Source organism: Breznakia pachnodae, assembly GCF_030814225.1.
Lineage (GTDB): Bacteria > Bacillota_I > Bacilli_A > Erysipelotrichales > Erysipelotrichaceae > Breznakia > Breznakia pachnodae.
The window spans coordinates 94,417-110,112 of sequence record NZ_JAUSUR010000009.1 but is presented as its reverse complement, the minus strand read 5'-3'; the positions used below and the strand labels follow the sequence as shown (position 1 = coordinate 110,112).

The 15,696-nt window shown below is 31.8% G+C and carries 14 protein-coding genes; 12 read left to right on the top strand and 2 right to left on the bottom strand.

All coding sequences use genetic code 11. The features are described 5' to 3' along the window. Nucleotides 1-110: 110 nt before the first annotated feature. From J2S15_RS19095 to J2S15_RS19045, 11 genes are all read left to right on the top strand, one after another. Nucleotides 111-2,351: an ATP-binding cassette domain-containing protein gene (locus J2S15_RS19095; RefSeq protein ID WP_307411660.1), complete on the top strand. Its 2,241-nt coding sequence runs from the start codon at nt 111-113 to the stop codon at nt 2,349-2,351. Nucleotides 2,352-2,471: 120 nt separating this feature from the next. Next, nucleotides 2,472-4,001: a hypothetical protein gene (locus J2S15_RS19090; protein WP_307411657.1), complete on the top strand. Its 1,530-nt coding sequence runs from the start codon at nt 2,472-2,474 to the stop codon at nt 3,999-4,001. Between the two features lie 173 nt (nt 4,002-4,174). Continuing rightward, nucleotides 4,175-5,155, top strand: a complete 981-nt coding sequence (locus J2S15_RS19085) for an aldo/keto reductase (RefSeq protein ID WP_307411655.1) — start codon at nt 4,175-4,177, stop codon at nt 5,153-5,155. Between the two features lie 142 nt (nt 5,156-5,297). Next, on the top strand, nt 5,298-7,157 hold the full coding sequence (locus J2S15_RS19080) for a BglG family transcription antiterminator (protein WP_307411652.1): 1,860 nt from the start codon (nt 5,298-5,300) through the stop codon (nt 7,155-7,157). A 1-nt stretch (nt 7,158) separates the two neighbouring features. Continuing rightward, nucleotides 7,159-8,019, top strand: a complete 861-nt coding sequence (locus tag J2S15_RS19075) for a PTS sugar transporter subunit IIB (protein ID WP_307411649.1) — start codon at nt 7,159-7,161, stop codon at nt 8,017-8,019. A gap of 90 nt (nt 8,020-8,109) precedes the next feature. Then, the gene (locus J2S15_RS19070) at nt 8,110-9,435 is read left to right on the top strand and encodes a PTS sugar transporter subunit IIC (RefSeq protein WP_307411648.1); all 1,326 of its coding nucleotides are present in this window, start codon (nt 8,110-8,112) and stop codon (nt 9,433-9,435) included. Next, entirely contained in the window at nt 9,435-10,856 is a 1,422-nt protein-coding gene (ascB, locus tag J2S15_RS19065) for a 6-phospho-beta-glucosidase (RefSeq protein WP_307411646.1), read from the top strand. The genes J2S15_RS19070 and ascB overlap by 1 nt, the downstream gene beginning before the upstream one ends. Then, nucleotides 10,853-11,155 (top strand): PTS sugar transporter subunit IIB, encoded by a 303-nt coding sequence (locus J2S15_RS19060; protein ID WP_307411643.1) that lies wholly within the window; start codon nt 10,853-10,855, stop codon nt 11,153-11,155. The genes ascB and J2S15_RS19060 overlap by 4 nt, the downstream gene beginning before the upstream one ends. A gap of 1 nt (nt 11,156) precedes the next feature. Continuing rightward, nucleotides 11,157-11,465: a PTS sugar transporter subunit IIA gene (locus tag J2S15_RS19055; RefSeq protein WP_307411639.1), complete on the top strand. Its 309-nt coding sequence runs from the start codon at nt 11,157-11,159 to the stop codon at nt 11,463-11,465. Nucleotides 11,466-11,510: 45 nt separating this feature from the next. Next, nucleotides 11,511-12,692 (top strand): MupG family TIM beta-alpha barrel fold protein, encoded by a 1,182-nt coding sequence (locus J2S15_RS19050; protein ID WP_307411636.1) that lies wholly within the window; start codon nt 11,511-11,513, stop codon nt 12,690-12,692. A gap of 93 nt (nt 12,693-12,785) precedes the next feature. Then, nucleotides 12,786-13,451: a CatB-related O-acetyltransferase gene (locus tag J2S15_RS19045; RefSeq protein ID WP_307411633.1), complete on the top strand. Its 666-nt coding sequence runs from the start codon at nt 12,786-12,788 to the stop codon at nt 13,449-13,451. 32 nt (nt 13,452-13,483) lie between these two features. On the opposite strand, the gene J2S15_RS19040 is transcribed toward J2S15_RS19045, so the two are convergent. Together J2S15_RS19040 and J2S15_RS19035 are read right to left on the bottom strand one after the other, a co-directional pair. Continuing rightward, a complete protein-coding gene (locus J2S15_RS19040) occupies nt 13,484-14,173 on the bottom strand; it encodes an MgtC/SapB family protein (RefSeq protein ID WP_307411630.1) in 690 nt (229 codons plus the stop codon). 1 nt (nt 14,174) lies between these two features. Further along, nucleotides 14,175-14,924: a tyrosine-protein phosphatase gene (locus tag J2S15_RS19035; RefSeq protein WP_307411628.1), complete on the bottom strand. Its 750-nt coding sequence runs from the start codon at nt 14,922-14,924 to the stop codon at nt 14,175-14,177. A 142-nt stretch (nt 14,925-15,066) separates the two neighbouring features. On the opposite strand from J2S15_RS19035, the gene J2S15_RS19030 reads away from it, so the two are divergent. Beyond that, on the top strand, nt 15,067-15,558 hold the full coding sequence (locus J2S15_RS19030) for an inorganic diphosphatase (RefSeq protein WP_307411625.1): 492 nt from the start codon (nt 15,067-15,069) through the stop codon (nt 15,556-15,558). Nucleotides 15,559-15,696 lie beyond the last annotated feature (138 nt).

Genomic DNA, 15,696 nt, shown 5'->3' with positions numbered 1-15,696 from the left:
TAATTGGAAATCCGACACATAAAATATACATGTCTCAAGTCCATCAGTTTGTAAATAAAAACTGATTGTATTTTGTGTTGTCCGATAATGAATGGAGGAGGATATAAAGTATGAGTGAATCAATTATTTTAAAAGGAATGAAACAGAATAATCTAAAGAATATTACTCTGGAGATTCCAAAGAACAAGATTACAATTTTTACTGGTGTTTCAGGTTCCGGTAAGTCGTCAATTGTGTTTGATACAATAGCGAATGAAGCTGGAAGACAGATGAATCAGACGTATAGCACGTTTGTTCAAACATATTTACCAAAGTATCACAAGCCAGATGTAGACAGTATTCAGAATTTATCACCCGCTTTTATTGTAGACCAAAAACGATTAGGTGGTAATGCACGTTCCACATTAGGAACAAGAACCGACATATACAGTTTTCTTAGATTATTATATTCTCGTGTAGCAACTCCGTTTGTCGGATACTCACATGTTTATTCATTTAATGATCCAGAGGGAATGTGTCCAGTTTGTCATGGGATTGGAACAGTAGTTACACCAAACCTGGATAGTATTATCGATATGAGTAAGTCATTAGATGATGGAGCAGTAAAGTTTAACACATTCAAAAAAGGAACTTGGTATTATAATTCATTTGCAGAGGTAGGACTGTTTGATAAGTATCTGCCACTAAATGAATATCCAAAGGAATTACTTGATAAGTTATTATATGGGCATGGAGAGAAAGTAAAAGTTCCACACAAAGGTGGTACTTATACAACAGAATTTGAAGGAATCATTTATCGATTTAGAAGATTATTTGTAGATCGTGATTTGAGTGGACATTCAGAAACAACACAAGGAAGAGCTGCGGAGTATACAACTTCTTGCACATGTGAAGCATGTGGTGGAAAGCGATTAAATCCAAAATCATTGAGTAGTACAATTGAAGGAAAGAATATTGATGATGCAACACATATGGAATTGAAAGATCTATTAGACTTTGTGAAGAGAGTAGATCATCCAGAAGTGAAGCCGATTGTTGATGAGATGGTGATACGACTTCAAAACTTAGTGGATATGAATCTAGATTATCTGACATTATCTAGAGAGACAACAACATTGTCTGGAGGAGAATCTCAAAGAATTAAAGTAGTTCAATATTTGAACAGTAGTTTGAATAATATTCTATATATCTTTGATGAACCAAGTACAGGACTTCATCCCAGAGATGTACAGAATTTGAATAAGATGCTTCAGAAGTTAAGAGACAAAGGAAATACCATCTTAGTAGTGGAACATGATCCTGATGTTATTGAAGTAGCAGACTTTATTGTAGATGTAGGACCTCTGGCTGGTAGTCAAGGTGGAGAGATTATGTTTACAGGAACTTTAGAAGAATTGAAGGTTGCAGATAATCTAACTGGAAAGTATCTAAGTAGAAAGTTAGAACTAAATGATACACCAAGAGTGAGTGATGATTATTTCTTAATTGAGAATGCAACTTTAAACAACTTGAAGAATGTAACCACAAAGATTCCAAAAGGTGTATTCACTACAATTACCGGAGTAGCAGGTTCAGGTAAGAGTTCACTTATCTTTGGTGAGTTTGTGAAACAACATCCAGAAGCAATCGTTATTGATCAAAGTGCACTACACAAATCTAATCGTTCAAACCTTGCAACTTATACAAAGATATTAGATACGATTCGTGATAGCTATGCAAAGAAACACAATGTGGATAAAGCACTTTTCAGTTTTAACTCCAAAGGTGCTTGTGAGAACTGTCAAGGAAAAGGTTATGTAGTAACCGAACTTGCATTCATGGAAGGCGTGAAAACAACCTGTTCTGTCTGTAATGGAACTCAGTACAAAAAAGAAGTATTACAGTACAAACTAGGAAACTATAACATAGTAGAGATTCTTAAGATGACAGTTAGTGAAGCATTAGAGTTCTTTAGAAACACTAAGATTAAGAAAGCACTTAGTACTTTAAATGAAGTAGGATTAGGATATCTTTCATTAGGACAGATGATGGATACATTGTCTGGTGGAGAATGTCAGAGAATCAAACTTGCAAATGAATTACATAAAACAGGAAATATCTATATTCTGGATGAACCAACAACTGGACTACATATGGCGAATGTTGGTGAATTGTTAGTACTACTTCAACGACTAGTAGATAATGGAAGTACAGTTATCGTAATCGAACATAATACAGAGGTTATGAAACAATCAGACTGGATTATTGATATTGGTCCGGATGCAGGTAAGAATGGTGGAGAAGTTGTATACTCAGGTCCAGTAAAAGAGTTTGCAGATAAAGATACCATAACTTCAGAATTTTTAAAATAATAATTAATAGAAGTAAGAGGAGATAGTTATCAGAAATGATGACTATTTTTCTTTCTTATACGATGTATTTATGAATAGATTATGCTACAATTTCAATGACAGGAAGTATGAGGATACAATATGAAAGCTAGAGAGCTGCTAAAACATATAAGAAAAGAATATATTTTTGAAATGTATACACAGACGGTTGATAATCCTAAAGGATATGATCAACTATCTAGGTATAAAATGTATGATGAAATCGTTAAGTTCTATGATAATTGTTCAAGAGAAGAATTTCTTTCTTATATTGGAAAAAGTGAATTAAAAATTTTGAAAAGTATGTTAGCAGGGAAGTTTCAAAATAAGATGTATTATTCAGAGTTTCTTAGTGTACTTTCAAACAAAGGGTTTTTGTTTTTGAGTGGCATTAATCAATTTGAAATACCAGAAGAACTAACGGAGATTCTAAAAAGAAATTTAGGAAAAAAATTATCTGAAGAATCTTCTTTACGTATGGATGTCGAAGAAGTTATACATGGAGTATTAAGAACTCATGGAATTTTCCCGGCAAAGTTAATTGCACAGGTTGTTAGTGAATTAATGGAAGAAGTTGATATCTTTGAAGTATATGACATGATTATGGATAGCAATAATTTACGCTTCTATGCATTTGTCTATGAAGAGTTGGATAATGATATTGTGATTGCATATAATCAATATACAGAGTGGTATGAATCTGATATTGAAGTAATTATTGAAGGACAATATCATGACTTCCAATATACTCACTACCGCACAAAAGAGGAATATATTGCTATGGCAGAGTATGGATATAATGCACATAATCCAAAAGTGAAAAAGTTTTTTGATAAGATGGAAAATGATAGTGAAAATCCAATCTTATGGTATTTATATAGACGTTTAGTTCTTGCTCCACATTTTAATATTAGTATTTTGAGCGAGCCATTCTTTACTCAACTGATTGATGAATCAAAGTTGAAAGGTGTGGATTATTCCCAGTTAGAAGAAGTTCAAAAGAATATGTTTAGTGCTGCTCTTGTGGGAAATACTTGGAATGAATATTATGCAAATGAGGATATTAAACATAGAGAAGAAAGTAGAATCTTTTCTTACGAAGAAGTAGAAGAGTTCTTTGACGTATATATGGCATTGTTGCAGTATACCAATGATTTATATGAAATAAATGATGACGTATACAGTATTGTTGATCGTGAATTTGACAGCGTGGAAAGCTTAATAGATATTAGAGAACATCTATTTAATCATAAACATATTATTGATGATTTTGTATCGGAAAATCCATTTGATTTCCCTGATGATTATCTACAGGTAGCAGAAGATTTCAAACTAGGTATTTTAGATTCTTTTATTGTTTGTGAAGTAGGTATGGATTATGCCTTATTAATGGATCGTAAAGAAAATATCTACAAAATCGCAGGTTTACATTCTGACATGAGAACGGTGTTGGTAGAAAAACCTCCATACTGGTTAAATACACTGTTGCTTCCATTCAAAGGTAGAATAATCTATGATGGTATTGTTGCAGTATTAGATGTTGAAATGAAAAATAGTGAAAAGAAATTATTACTGAATGCAGTAGATGATGAAGAAAAATATATTACTACATTCACTCGACTGTTTAGTTAAATAACGAAACCAACGAATTAATCTAAATGATTCGTTGGTTTTTTTGTATATAGATATTTTTAAAAATAAACTATTGACTTGGAGTGAACTCCAGCATATATAATGACGATAGAAATAGATTTATAAAACTAAATGAATATGAATTTGGATCAAAACTGAAAGGAAAAATAAAAATGGAATATGTAAAATTAGGAAATACAGGATTAGATGTTTCCAGAGTATGTTTGGGATGCATGGGATTTGGCCAAGTAACAGAAGGATTTCATAAGTGGGTCTTAGATGAAGAAAAGAGTCGTGTTGTTATTAAAAAAGCGTTAGATGAAGGAATTAACTTTTTTGATACAGCTAATATTTATTCAGATGGATCAAGTGAAGAAATACTAGGTAGAGCAATTAGAGATTATGCAAATCGTGAAGAAGTTGTTATCGCTACAAAGGTCTTTATGCCAATGCATAAAGGACCAAATAGTTATGGGTTATCTAGAAAAGCAATCTTCCATGAAGTGGAAAAAAGTTTAGAGCGACTAGGAATGGATTATATTGATTTATATATTATTCATCGCTGGGACTACAATACTCCAATTGAAGAAACAATGGAAGCTTTGCATGATTTAGTGAAATTAGGAAAAGTACGTTATATTGGTGCAAGCGCAATGTATGCATGGCAATTTCAAAAAGCACAATATGTAGCTGAAAAGAATGGTTGGACAAAGTTTGTATCAATGCAAAATCACTACAACATGATTTATCGTGAGGATGAGAGAGAATTGCTTCCATTATGTAATGATATGAAAGTAGCTCTAACTCCATATAGTCCACTTGCTGCAGGAAGATTAACACGTGATTGGGATGCTACAACATATCGCTTTGAAAGTGATGAAACAGCAAAACAAAAGTATGATAGTACAGAAGAACAAGACCGTAAGATTGTGGAAAGAGTAGCAGAACTAGCTGAGAAGAAAGGTGTAAAAAGAGTACACATTGCCCTTGCTTGGTTATTACATAAACAACCAGTTGTAGCTCCAATTATTGGGGGTACAAAGATATCTCATATTGAAGATGCAGTTGCTGCAATTGATGTAAAACTAAGTGAAGAAGAAATAAATTATTTAGAAGAATTGTACGAACCACACAAAATTGTTGGTGCATTATAAAGTAGTAAAATTAAGTAAATGACAAAGAGTTGTATTGTGGAAATACAACTTTTTTGTATAATAAAGATATATGAGGGATAATAAGAAAATAAAGAATAATGATTATAAGTAATATCAAGTGAAACTAATGGGGTAGAAATTTATGGATAAAAGATGGATTCAAATAATACAACTTTTGTATGAAACTGATCATTCAGTTACAGTTAAAGAATTATCATCAAAGATGCAGTTATCTTCAAAAACAATTAAGAATTTAATCAACATAAATCAAAGTAACTGTGAAGAATATGGATTCTCAATTAGTTATCATTTGACGAAAGGTTATAGTATAAACATTCAAAATGAAAATGACTTTTATAATTTCTTTTTAAAGGAACATATAGCAAGTGATGAAGTTGAGAATCGAATCAATTACATGATTGGAAGATTAGTGGAAAATGAAGACTATATCCGAATAGAAGATATTGCAGATGAATTATTTGTAAGCAGAGCAACACTGGATCGATTAATGCCAGTGGTGAAAGAGATTGTCGCAAAATATGATTTAACAATTTCTAAGAAACCCAAGTATGGAATAAAACTTAAAGGTAGTGAAGTAAATAAACGGATTTGTTATGCTCATGAAGTAAAGAGTTCAAAACAAAATAATAATGAAGAAATGACTATTAAGATTCAAAAGATATTGTTTGATACAATTAAGAAATATGATTTAATCCTAAATGATATTAATTTCTATAATTTAGTTCAACATTGTGTAATTGCAATTAATCGAATAAAATCTGACAATGTAATGGAAAAACAGACATTTAGTGATAATCAAGATAATATCGAAAAGGAAAAACAAGCAGCAAAAGAAATTGTCCAAAAATTTGAAAATGAGTTTGATATACATATACCAAATAGTGAAGAACATTATATTATTATGCATCTGTTAGGGAAAAGAATTTTAATAGGGCAAACCATTTCCGAGGATATATTTGCATGTATTGATGATATCTTAGAATATATTAAGCAGAAAGAAAACATTGATTTTAATAATGATCAAGAACTGAAAACAGCATTAGCACTTCATATTCAACCATTGTTATCAAGATTGAAGTTTGGTTTAAAACAGGAGAATCCAAACCTAACTGATATCAAGCGTGAAATGTCCAAAGGATATGAATTAGCATTATGTGCATCAACTGTTATTCAAGATAAGTATGGTTTAAAGTCGAATGAAGATGAGATAGCATATCTTGCTTTACATTTTGCTGTTGCTTTAGATAAAAGAAAGAAACCTGTCATTGATAAACAAATTGTAGTTGTATGTTCTTCTGGAAGAGGAACAGCAAAGTTATTACAGCATAGGTTAATTGATCGCTATCATTTTAAACCAGAGAACCTAGTTTTATTATCTTCGTTTATGTTAGAGGATTATGACTTTTCAAACACGTTATGTATTTTAACTACAATTCCATTAAATATAAAAACTGATATATCAATTATAATAATTGATATGATTTTTAATGAGCGAAGTGCTGCAAAGGTAGATAAAGCAATTCAATCATTAACTCTATTGGAAGAACTATCAACAATGCTCAATATTAAGTTATTTTTTAAAGATGTTAAACTATCTAGTAAAGAAGAAGTATTAGAGTTTTTATGTAACAATATAGTATCAGTTTATGATGATGTTGATGAAGATTTTTATAATCAGGTAATGCAGAGAGAAGATAGTAGTTCCACTGAAGTAGGTAATCTAGTAGCAATACCACATCCATTTAATTATCAGGGTTATCGAGTTATATTAAGTTTTATAAGTTTAAAGAAACCAATAAAATGGAAATTTGGAGAAGTTCAATTAGTTATTTTAATGGCACTTCCAAATGAAGACTTGTTAATTCTAAATGAGATTAGTGACTTAATCACATCGATTGTAAGTGATATTAATAAAGTAAATGCATTGATAAGCGATACATCATTAGATAAGTTTATAGAAATTATCAAAGGTGGTGAGTAGGATGAAAGTGACATTGGTTTGTACATCAGGAATCACTACAGATATACTAGCTAAGAAGTTAAGTAAGTATGCTACCGAAAATGAATTTAATGATACATTTATAGCATGTCGAATTAATTTTTATGTAGATGCTTTATCTCACTCCGATATTATAATTATTGCACCTCAAGCAAGATTTATTGCTAAATCACTTGAAGAAGATGCAGGAAAAAGAAATATACCAGTTCTTTATCTAGAGGAACAAGATTTAGTATTTGGTAATGTGAAGCATATTTATAAAGAAATGAATAAAGTCAGGAAGAATGATATTAAGGAAACACATCAAGAAGCTTTATCAGTTAAAATAGTCGTTGATATATTTTGGAATGCGATTATTCGTTGTGTTCCAATGATATTATTAGGTGTATTGTCTTCGATTCTTTTTTATGGTTTTAATTTTACGGTAGTAGAACCACTCATTTATATTAGTGTAAAAATGCTTCATTTCTATTTAGCATTTGCTATAGGTTATGAGTATGGAGTATTTGTAGGGAGTAATTACATTTCTTATGCAGCATTATTCTTATTGAGTTCTACCTTTGTCTTATCCGTTGATTCAATTAGAGTAATTGATGGTGGTTTAGTATTTATAAGAACAGGATTTATTCCCCTATTGGATTTTAATGTAATGAACTACATGATTTTATTTATCGTTTCTATACTTACAATGATGATTATTTATGTTATGAGAAATATAAAGATAAAGAATCATACAGTAGGTAATTCAATCGCACATAATATTTTGGACATGCCGATTCGTTATGGAGCCGTTTTAGTTGTGCTTCTAACAATCAGAATTGTATACATCTATTGCTTTCATTAGCACAGAATTCCAAACTCAGTTGAAAATCATGATAATGAATCAATTATTTTCATCCTGTAAGATTTAAGTGTAAACAGGAGGTAGAAGCATATGAATAAAATTTTAGAGAAGATACTTGGTTTTACTCAAAATAAGTATCTGAAAATTCTGACAAATGCATTTATGAGTATTGCAGCTGTTAGTATCGCTGGATCATTATTTACATTGGTAAATTCTTTACCAATTGATATCTGGCAAAGTTTTTTAACAGACAGTGGATTAAAAGCTATATTATCAATTCCAGTATCGATTACATCTGACCTTATGGCAGTGTATGTTGTATTAGCAATGGGATATACATTAGCGAAGGAATTCGGAAAAGACGCTTTTGGAGCAGCAGTTATCTCACTTGGAGCATTTATGTTGTTGACACCATTTAGTGAAACACAAATGATTCAAAGTGAAACAGGAGAAATTATAACTCAATTTGTAGAGAATGTAATTCCTATTTCATCAATTGGTGCTAGAGGAATCTTCTTAGCTATCATTGCTGGATTAGGAGCTTCAAGATTGTATGTGTTCTTCTTGGATCGTGGATGGAAAATTAAAATGCCAGACACAGTACCAGAGAATGTAGCAAAAATGTTTGAGATGATGATTCCAGGTGGTTTAGTATTTGTTGTATTCTTAGCAATCAGATGGGGATTCAGCATTACAAGTTATGAAACAGCACAAGCATTTATTTACACGATTCTTCAACAGCCATTAATTGCAGTAGGTGGAGGATTAGCTGGAGCACTGGTTTATTTAACAGTATCAAAACTACTTTGGGTATTTGGTATTCATGGTGGAATGGTTGCTTATTCGGCATTTGCAGTTATTTACAGAACGGTACTTACAGAAAATATTTCAGCATTTGCTCAAGGAGTGGAAGCACCAAATCCAGAATGGGCTTGGGTTACAGTACTAGCGGATTTCAGTATCATCGCATTAACAATTATTATGTTATTCCGCAGTAAATCAAAACAATATAAACTATTGGGTAAACTATCTTTACCAACATCATTATTTAATATTTCAGAACCAATTGTATTTGGTACACCATTAGTAATGAACTTTGTAATGGCAATTCCATTTGTTTTATTACAACCAATTAATTTATTACTAACTGTATTTATGAATAATATTGGACTATTGGCAATGCCTACAGGGGCTACCATCAATAATATGATTCCAGGTCCAATTCAGATGGCATTAACAAACAGTCACTGGAGCGGTCTTGTATGGGGACTTGTACTACTAGCAATTAATATTGCAGCTTACTACCCATTCTTTAGAATTATTGATAAAAAAGCATACGCAATAGAACAAGAAAACGCAGAAGAAGTTGAAAATGAAACTGTAGATACAGTTCAAAGTGAAGCAGGAGTAGCATAATGAATAAACTCTTTCCGAAAGATTTTCTGTGGGGAGGTGCAATTTCTGCCAGCCAGGCAGAAGGTGCATACCTAGATGATGGAAAACTTCCCAGCACAGTAGATACTATGATTAGTGGTCCATACATGGAACGATTTGCAAGTTTTGGAAAAGACATTGACTTGGATAATAATTATTATCCAAGTCACAATGCAATTGATTTCTATCATCGCTATAAAGAAGATATTGCGTTGTTTGCAGAAATGGGATTTAAGGCCCTTCGCGTTAGTATCGCATGGACACGCATTTACCCTAGAGGTGATGAAAATGCACCAAATGAAAAAGGTCTTCAGTTCTATGATGATTTATTTGATGAAATGAAAAAGTATAATATTGAACCTGTTGTTACAATTGTTCATTATGATACGCCATTATATTTAGCAGATAAGTATGGAGGATGGAAGAATAGAGAAATGATTCCATACTTCGAAAAGTATTGTAAAACGATTTTTGAAAGATACAAAGATAAAGTAAAGTTATGGTTGAATTTTAATGAAATTAATTCAATGACATTTATGGGAATATTAGGAGCCTCAATGCCAGTATTTAGAAGTTCTCCTGACTATTTTCAATCAACATATAATGCTGCACATAATATGTTAGTTGCAGCAGCTATCGCAACAAAACTTTGTCATGAAATTATTCCAGATGGCCAAATGGGAATGATGTTGGCAGGACAATTAATTTATGCAGCAACCTGTGATCCCGCAGATGAATGGCAATCGTTATATGAAAATAGAAGACATTACTTCTTTGCAGACGTAATGATGCGTGGTCATTATCCAGCATACACAAAACGATTCTATGAAGAGAATAATATTACAGTCGATATACAAGATGGAGATTTAGAATTACTTAGTGAAAATACCTGTGATTTCTTAGCTTTCAGTTATTATTCAACAATGACTGCGAAAGCCCAAGGAGAAGGAGCATCTATAGGAAATATGGTTACTGGGTTTGATAATCCTTATCTTAAGAAAAGTGAATGGGGTTGGACGACCGATCCTACAGGTCTTCGTATACTAATGAATAATCTATATGATCGATATGAAAAACCACTATTCTTAGTAGAGAATGGTTTAGGTGCAAAAGATGAAATTAATGAAGATGGTACCATCAATGATGATTATCGAATTGATTATTTGAAACAACACATAGAAGCTATCAAAGAAGCAATGGACGATGGTGTTGAAACAATGGGTTACTTATCATGGGGTTGTATAGATTTAGTTAGTTGTTCATCAGGTGAAATGAGTAAACGATATGGCTATATTTATGTGGATGTAGATGATCAAGGTAATGGAACATTCAATCGTTATAAAAAGAAATCCTTTGACTGGTATAAAGAAGTTATTAAAACAGATGGAGGTAATATATTATGAAAAATATAGTGCTACTATGTAATATGGGGCTATCCACAAGTGCACTCATGAAAAAAATGAGAGACTATGCACAACAGGCTGGATTTGAGTGTACTGTTAATGCTTATCCAGTTAGTGAAGCATCAAAGGTTGGGGTGGATGCAGATTGTATTCTATTAGGACCCCAAATAAGTTATCAATTAAATGCAGTCAAAAAGACATTGCCAGATAAACCAATTGCTAGTATTGATATGCAGGCATATGGCATGTTAGATGGTAAAAAAGTAATTGATCAGGCAAAAGCGTTAATGGGTATTTAGAATGAATGATTTAGAATTAATTAGTTTTCAGATTATTTCTGCTGTAGGTAGTGCTAGAAGCAATTACATTAATGCGATTCAGGAAGCAAAGAAAGGTGACTTTGAAGAAGCACAACGTTTATTAAGTGAGGGTGAAGAACTCTTTGTTGGTGGACATCAGGCTCATATGCAGTTACTGACAAAACAAGCAAATAATGAAAAACTTGACTTCGACTTATTGCTGGTTCATGCAGAAGACCAAATGATGAGTGCAGAAAGTTTCAAGATAATAGCTGAAGAAATTATTGAATTATATAAGAAGATACTATAAAAAGAATTGACTCAATTCTTTTTTATTAGAAAGGTGAGTGTTTTTATGAACAGATTAGGAGTATCAGTATACCCGGATTTACGACCATTAGAAGAAATCAAAGATTATTTAAAACTTGCGTCTACCTATGGATGTACTCGTGTTTTCTCAAGTATGTTTAACGTTGATGGGACAAACGAAGAAGTATTAAGTTATTTTAGAGACTTAATTGATGCAGCACATGAAGTAGGTATTGAAGTATCGCTAGATGTAAATCCTGAATGTTTAGAAAGACTGGGTGCCAGTCCAAATGATTTATCTATATTTAAAGATATTAATGTAGATGTTTTACGAATGGATATTAGTTTTGGATTAGAAAAAGATATGCAATTAGTTCAAAATCCTTATGGTATTCTTATTGAATTTAATGCATCGATTATTCCTGTGGAAACATTGAAAGAAATGATCAATCAAGGTGCTAACCCTAACAATATTTTAGTATGTCATAATTTTTATCCACAAAGATATACTGGAATGAAATGGTCAAAATTCAAAGAAGTAAGTAAATCGCTCAAAGAACTAGGTGTGAGAGTTGGAGCTTTCATAAGTTCAAATGCAAAAGATACACATGGAGTATGGAGAGCAGAGAGAGGATTATGTACAGTTGAAAGACATCGAGGTCAACCAATTGATTTGCAACTTAGAGAATTGTTGCAGACAAACAGTATTGATGATGTTTTAATTGGAAATGCATATGCTACAGAAGATGAATTCAAAATGATTCAAGAGGTATTCACTGTAATTGAACCAGACGAAGAAAAATATCCAATCGTAAAAATGAAAAAGATGTATGGTGCCAGTGATGATTCATTCTATCCTCAACGGAAAATCAGAGTGAATCTTTGTGATGGAATTTCAGATATTGAAAAAGCAATTCTTTTTGATTTCTTTCCACATTCAGATGTTGGAGATAGTTCCGAGTGGATATGGCGATCTCGCATGCCTAGATTCTTGTATCAAGATAAGGAAATAAAACCAAGAAGTTACAATAAGAAGATGCTTGATCGAGGTAGTGTAGTTATGGTAAATGATAATTATAAGCATTATGCTGGAGAAGTACAGGTTGTTCTTTTCCCAATTGAAAATGATGGAGATCGAAATCTTATTGGATACTTGGATCAAAGAGAATTAGAAATGCTGGAAATGATTCCTGAAAGAGAGATTGTAGTATTTTTAGATAATTTATAAAAGAAATTAAGTTTAATATCTTTTTAACAATTTATTCACATCTCTTTAATATACATACGTAATAATAATCATAGAATTAAGTTGGAGGTTATTATGAAAGCACATGAATTTGAAATTATTGAAGAACTATATGATGAACAAAATCCAAAAAGGATATACTTAAAGAATGCAATCAAGGCAGAAAATGTATTTATAGGAGATTTCACTTTTTATGATTTAGCAAATGATACATTTGAAGATTATGAACAAAATCATATCTTATATAATACAAAGGGTCATGGGGAATTACATATTGGTAAATTCTGTAGTATTGCCAATGGTGTACAGTTTATTATGGCTGCTGCAAATCACAGTATTGATTCATTCTCATCTTATCCATTCTGCACAATTAGTAGGAATTGGGCTGCTATGAATGGAATGACAAAAGAAGATATGCCTGTTAAAGGAGACACGATTATTGGAAATGATGTCTGGATTGGTAGAGATGCGAAAATTATGCCTGGGGTTACCATTGGTGATGGAGCAATTATTGGGGCATATAGTGTTGTTGCTAAAGTTGTTGAACCATATACCATTGTAGGAGGGAATCCTGCAAAAGTGATTAGAAAAAGGTTTTCTGATGAAGATATTACTTTCTTAAAAGAACTTAAATGGTGGAATTTTACAGATGAACAATTAGTCAAAGCAATTCCATATATAACAACTCTAGATACAAAAAATGCTAAAATTGAACTGATGAATATTAAATTAAATAAATAGTAAAAAAGAAGTTGTCATATTGGACAACTTCTTTAATTGATATCATAAACCTTATTAACTCCATGAACACTTTCCAATAATTCTACTATCTCTTCAGTATCTATTTTTCCTAACATCTGTACTGATAACAAAGTAGAGTAAGTATTTTCTTTTACCTGTAAATTCTTAAGTAAATTATTGTCTTCATTTACTAATTCGATATGATTATCTTTCATAAGAAGAATCATACTGCTTAAATCAAATTCAGAAGTATATTCTAGATACATATCGATCGTTGTATATTTTGCTTGTGGAGAGATGTGTTTACTTAATAATTTTAATACAATAATTTCTAATACAGTTGCAGCTACTGCACCTGAATAGAAACCAATACCAACAGCTAATCCAATACAAGCACTAAACCAGATACTAGCTGCTGAAGTAAGACCTTTGATTCGATCATTACCAGTAACCAAAATCATACCAGCACCAAGAAATCCAATTCCACTAATTACTTGTGCAGGTAATCTAGTAATATCGCCAAGTTCATAGTTTATGAAACAGTACTCACTGGTAAGCATAACTAGCGTTGATCCAATACAAACAAGTGAATGAGTTTTTAGTCCTGCTGGACTACCTTTCTTGGAACGGTCAAATCCAATCGATGCTCCTAATATCATGGACATAATTAAACGAATTAGAATATGCATGAAATCAAACTGCTGTAGAAGTTCGTCAAACATGTTATACCAAATACATTTCTTGTAGTGTTTCTATTTCGTTTTTACTTACTCCGATTCCATTAATAATGTAATCCAAGAAAGAACCATATTTTTCATTTGCTGTTTCAAAAGCAGTTTCCAAATAATCCGTTTTTACACTCATAAATAAATTAAAGTATTCAAGTTCTTGTTCACTTGCTCCCTGGTTTCTTTTTTCCTCCAGCATTTTATCATTCGCTTCTTTACGAGGAACATTTGTTTCTAAATAATCACTTATGATATCTTCTTTGTTTGCTCCTAAGATTGTTAGGATAATTGCAGCACCAAGCCCTGTACGGTCTTTTCCTGCAAAACAATGGAAAATTGTTGAACCTTCTTTTTGGTTAAGTAATACATCAATAAAACTGCGGTACCCTTGATTTGCTGTATCATCAAGAATAATTGTTTTGTATACATCCTTCATCATTTCATCAGGATGATATTCTTCATTATCCTCAAAGTATGATTTACTGGCATTGTTTTCAACGTCTTTCATGATATCAATATGGTAATACTTAGTATTTTCTAAACAATCATCTGGACGTTCATCAATTTCTTTGCTTGAACGAAAATCCACAATACTCTTAAGTCCATAATTATCAATTAACTTAAGTTTGTCTTCATTTGCTAAGTCTACTAATTCACCTGAACGGAGAATTCGATTTGCTTTCACTGTTTTACCTGTACTTGTGGTGATTCCACCTAAATCTCTGAAATTTACTACTGTTTTCATTATTATAAAACCCTCCTTGCATACCTATTAGGATACCTCAAATAGCTAATAAAATCAATGACACCTAAATTTAATTCCAATCGTTGTAGTCTATATTTTATGCTTGCTGTGCTATTATTTGAGTATATTATAGGAGGAAGTTATGGAACGAATAGTAGAGGCACGAATTGAGATTCCAATGGGAAGTCAGAATAAGTATGAAGTAAATCAGAAAACTGGAAAGATAGTATTAGATAGAGTACTGTATTCAGCGAGTTTCTATCCTGCAGAGTATGGTTTTATTGAAGGTACGCTAGGTGATGATGGAGATCCTTTAGATATCTTAGTATTTACCACATATCCTACATTTCCTGGTTGCTATATCAAAGCAAGAATCATTGGTGGTATGGATATGATTGATACTGGTGAAGGTGATAAAAAGATACTTGCGGTAAATGTGGGTGATCCACGTTATGATTACATCAAAACATTGGATGATTTATCACCGCACTATCTAAAAGAAATTGATAATTTCTTTTCTAATTACAAAGCCCTTCAACACAAGGAAACAAGTGTAGAAGGATGGCTTACAATTGATGAATCAATTAAAATATTGGAAGAGTCGATTGAGAATTATAAAAAAGAAAACAAATAAAGATTAGAGATAAGTAACTGAATATGGTTGCTTATTTTTTTGTTTATAAAGAATAAAAAATAAGGCTTTAACACGAATTTAGAAATACTTTTCATAATAATGAACTAAATTACATAAATTTACGACTAAAGAGTGTTC

Bases quoted from the DNA above. Each gene is read 5' to 3' on its own strand.
- J2S15_RS19095 (WP_307411660.1), top strand. From the start codon at position 111: ATGAGTGAATCAATTATTTTAAAAGGAATGAAACAGAATAATCTAAAG.
- J2S15_RS19090 (WP_307411657.1), top strand. From the start codon at position 2,472: ATGAAAGCTAGAGAGCTGCTAAAACATATAAGAAAAGAATATATTTTT.
- J2S15_RS19085 (WP_307411655.1), top strand. From the start codon at position 4,175: ATGGAATATGTAAAATTAGGAAATACAGGATTAGATGTTTCCAGAGTA.
- J2S15_RS19080 (WP_307411652.1), top strand. From the start codon at position 5,298: ATGGATAAAAGATGGATTCAAATAATACAACTTTTGTATGAAACTGAT.
- J2S15_RS19075 (WP_307411649.1), top strand. From the start codon at position 7,159: ATGAAAGTGACATTGGTTTGTACATCAGGAATCACTACAGATATACTA.
- J2S15_RS19070 (WP_307411648.1), top strand. From the start codon at position 8,110: ATGAATAAAATTTTAGAGAAGATACTTGGTTTTACTCAAAATAAGTAT.
- ascB (WP_307411646.1), top strand. From the start codon at position 9,435: ATGAATAAACTCTTTCCGAAAGATTTTCTGTGGGGAGGTGCAATTTCT.
- J2S15_RS19060 (WP_307411643.1), top strand. From the start codon at position 10,853: ATGAAAAATATAGTGCTACTATGTAATATGGGGCTATCCACAAGTGCA.
- J2S15_RS19055 (WP_307411639.1), top strand. From the start codon at position 11,157: ATGAATGATTTAGAATTAATTAGTTTTCAGATTATTTCTGCTGTAGGT.
- J2S15_RS19050 (WP_307411636.1), top strand. From the start codon at position 11,511: ATGAACAGATTAGGAGTATCAGTATACCCGGATTTACGACCATTAGAA.
- J2S15_RS19045 (WP_307411633.1), top strand. From the start codon at position 12,786: ATGAAAGCACATGAATTTGAAATTATTGAAGAACTATATGATGAACAA.
- J2S15_RS19040 (WP_307411630.1), bottom strand. From the start codon at position 14,173: ATGTTTGACGAACTTCTACAGCAGTTTGATTTCATGCATATTCTAATT.
- J2S15_RS19035 (WP_307411628.1), bottom strand. From the start codon at position 14,924: ATGAAAACAGTAGTAAATTTCAGAGATTTAGGTGGAATCACCACAAGT.
- J2S15_RS19030 (WP_307411625.1), top strand. From the start codon at position 15,067: ATGGAACGAATAGTAGAGGCACGAATTGAGATTCCAATGGGAAGTCAG.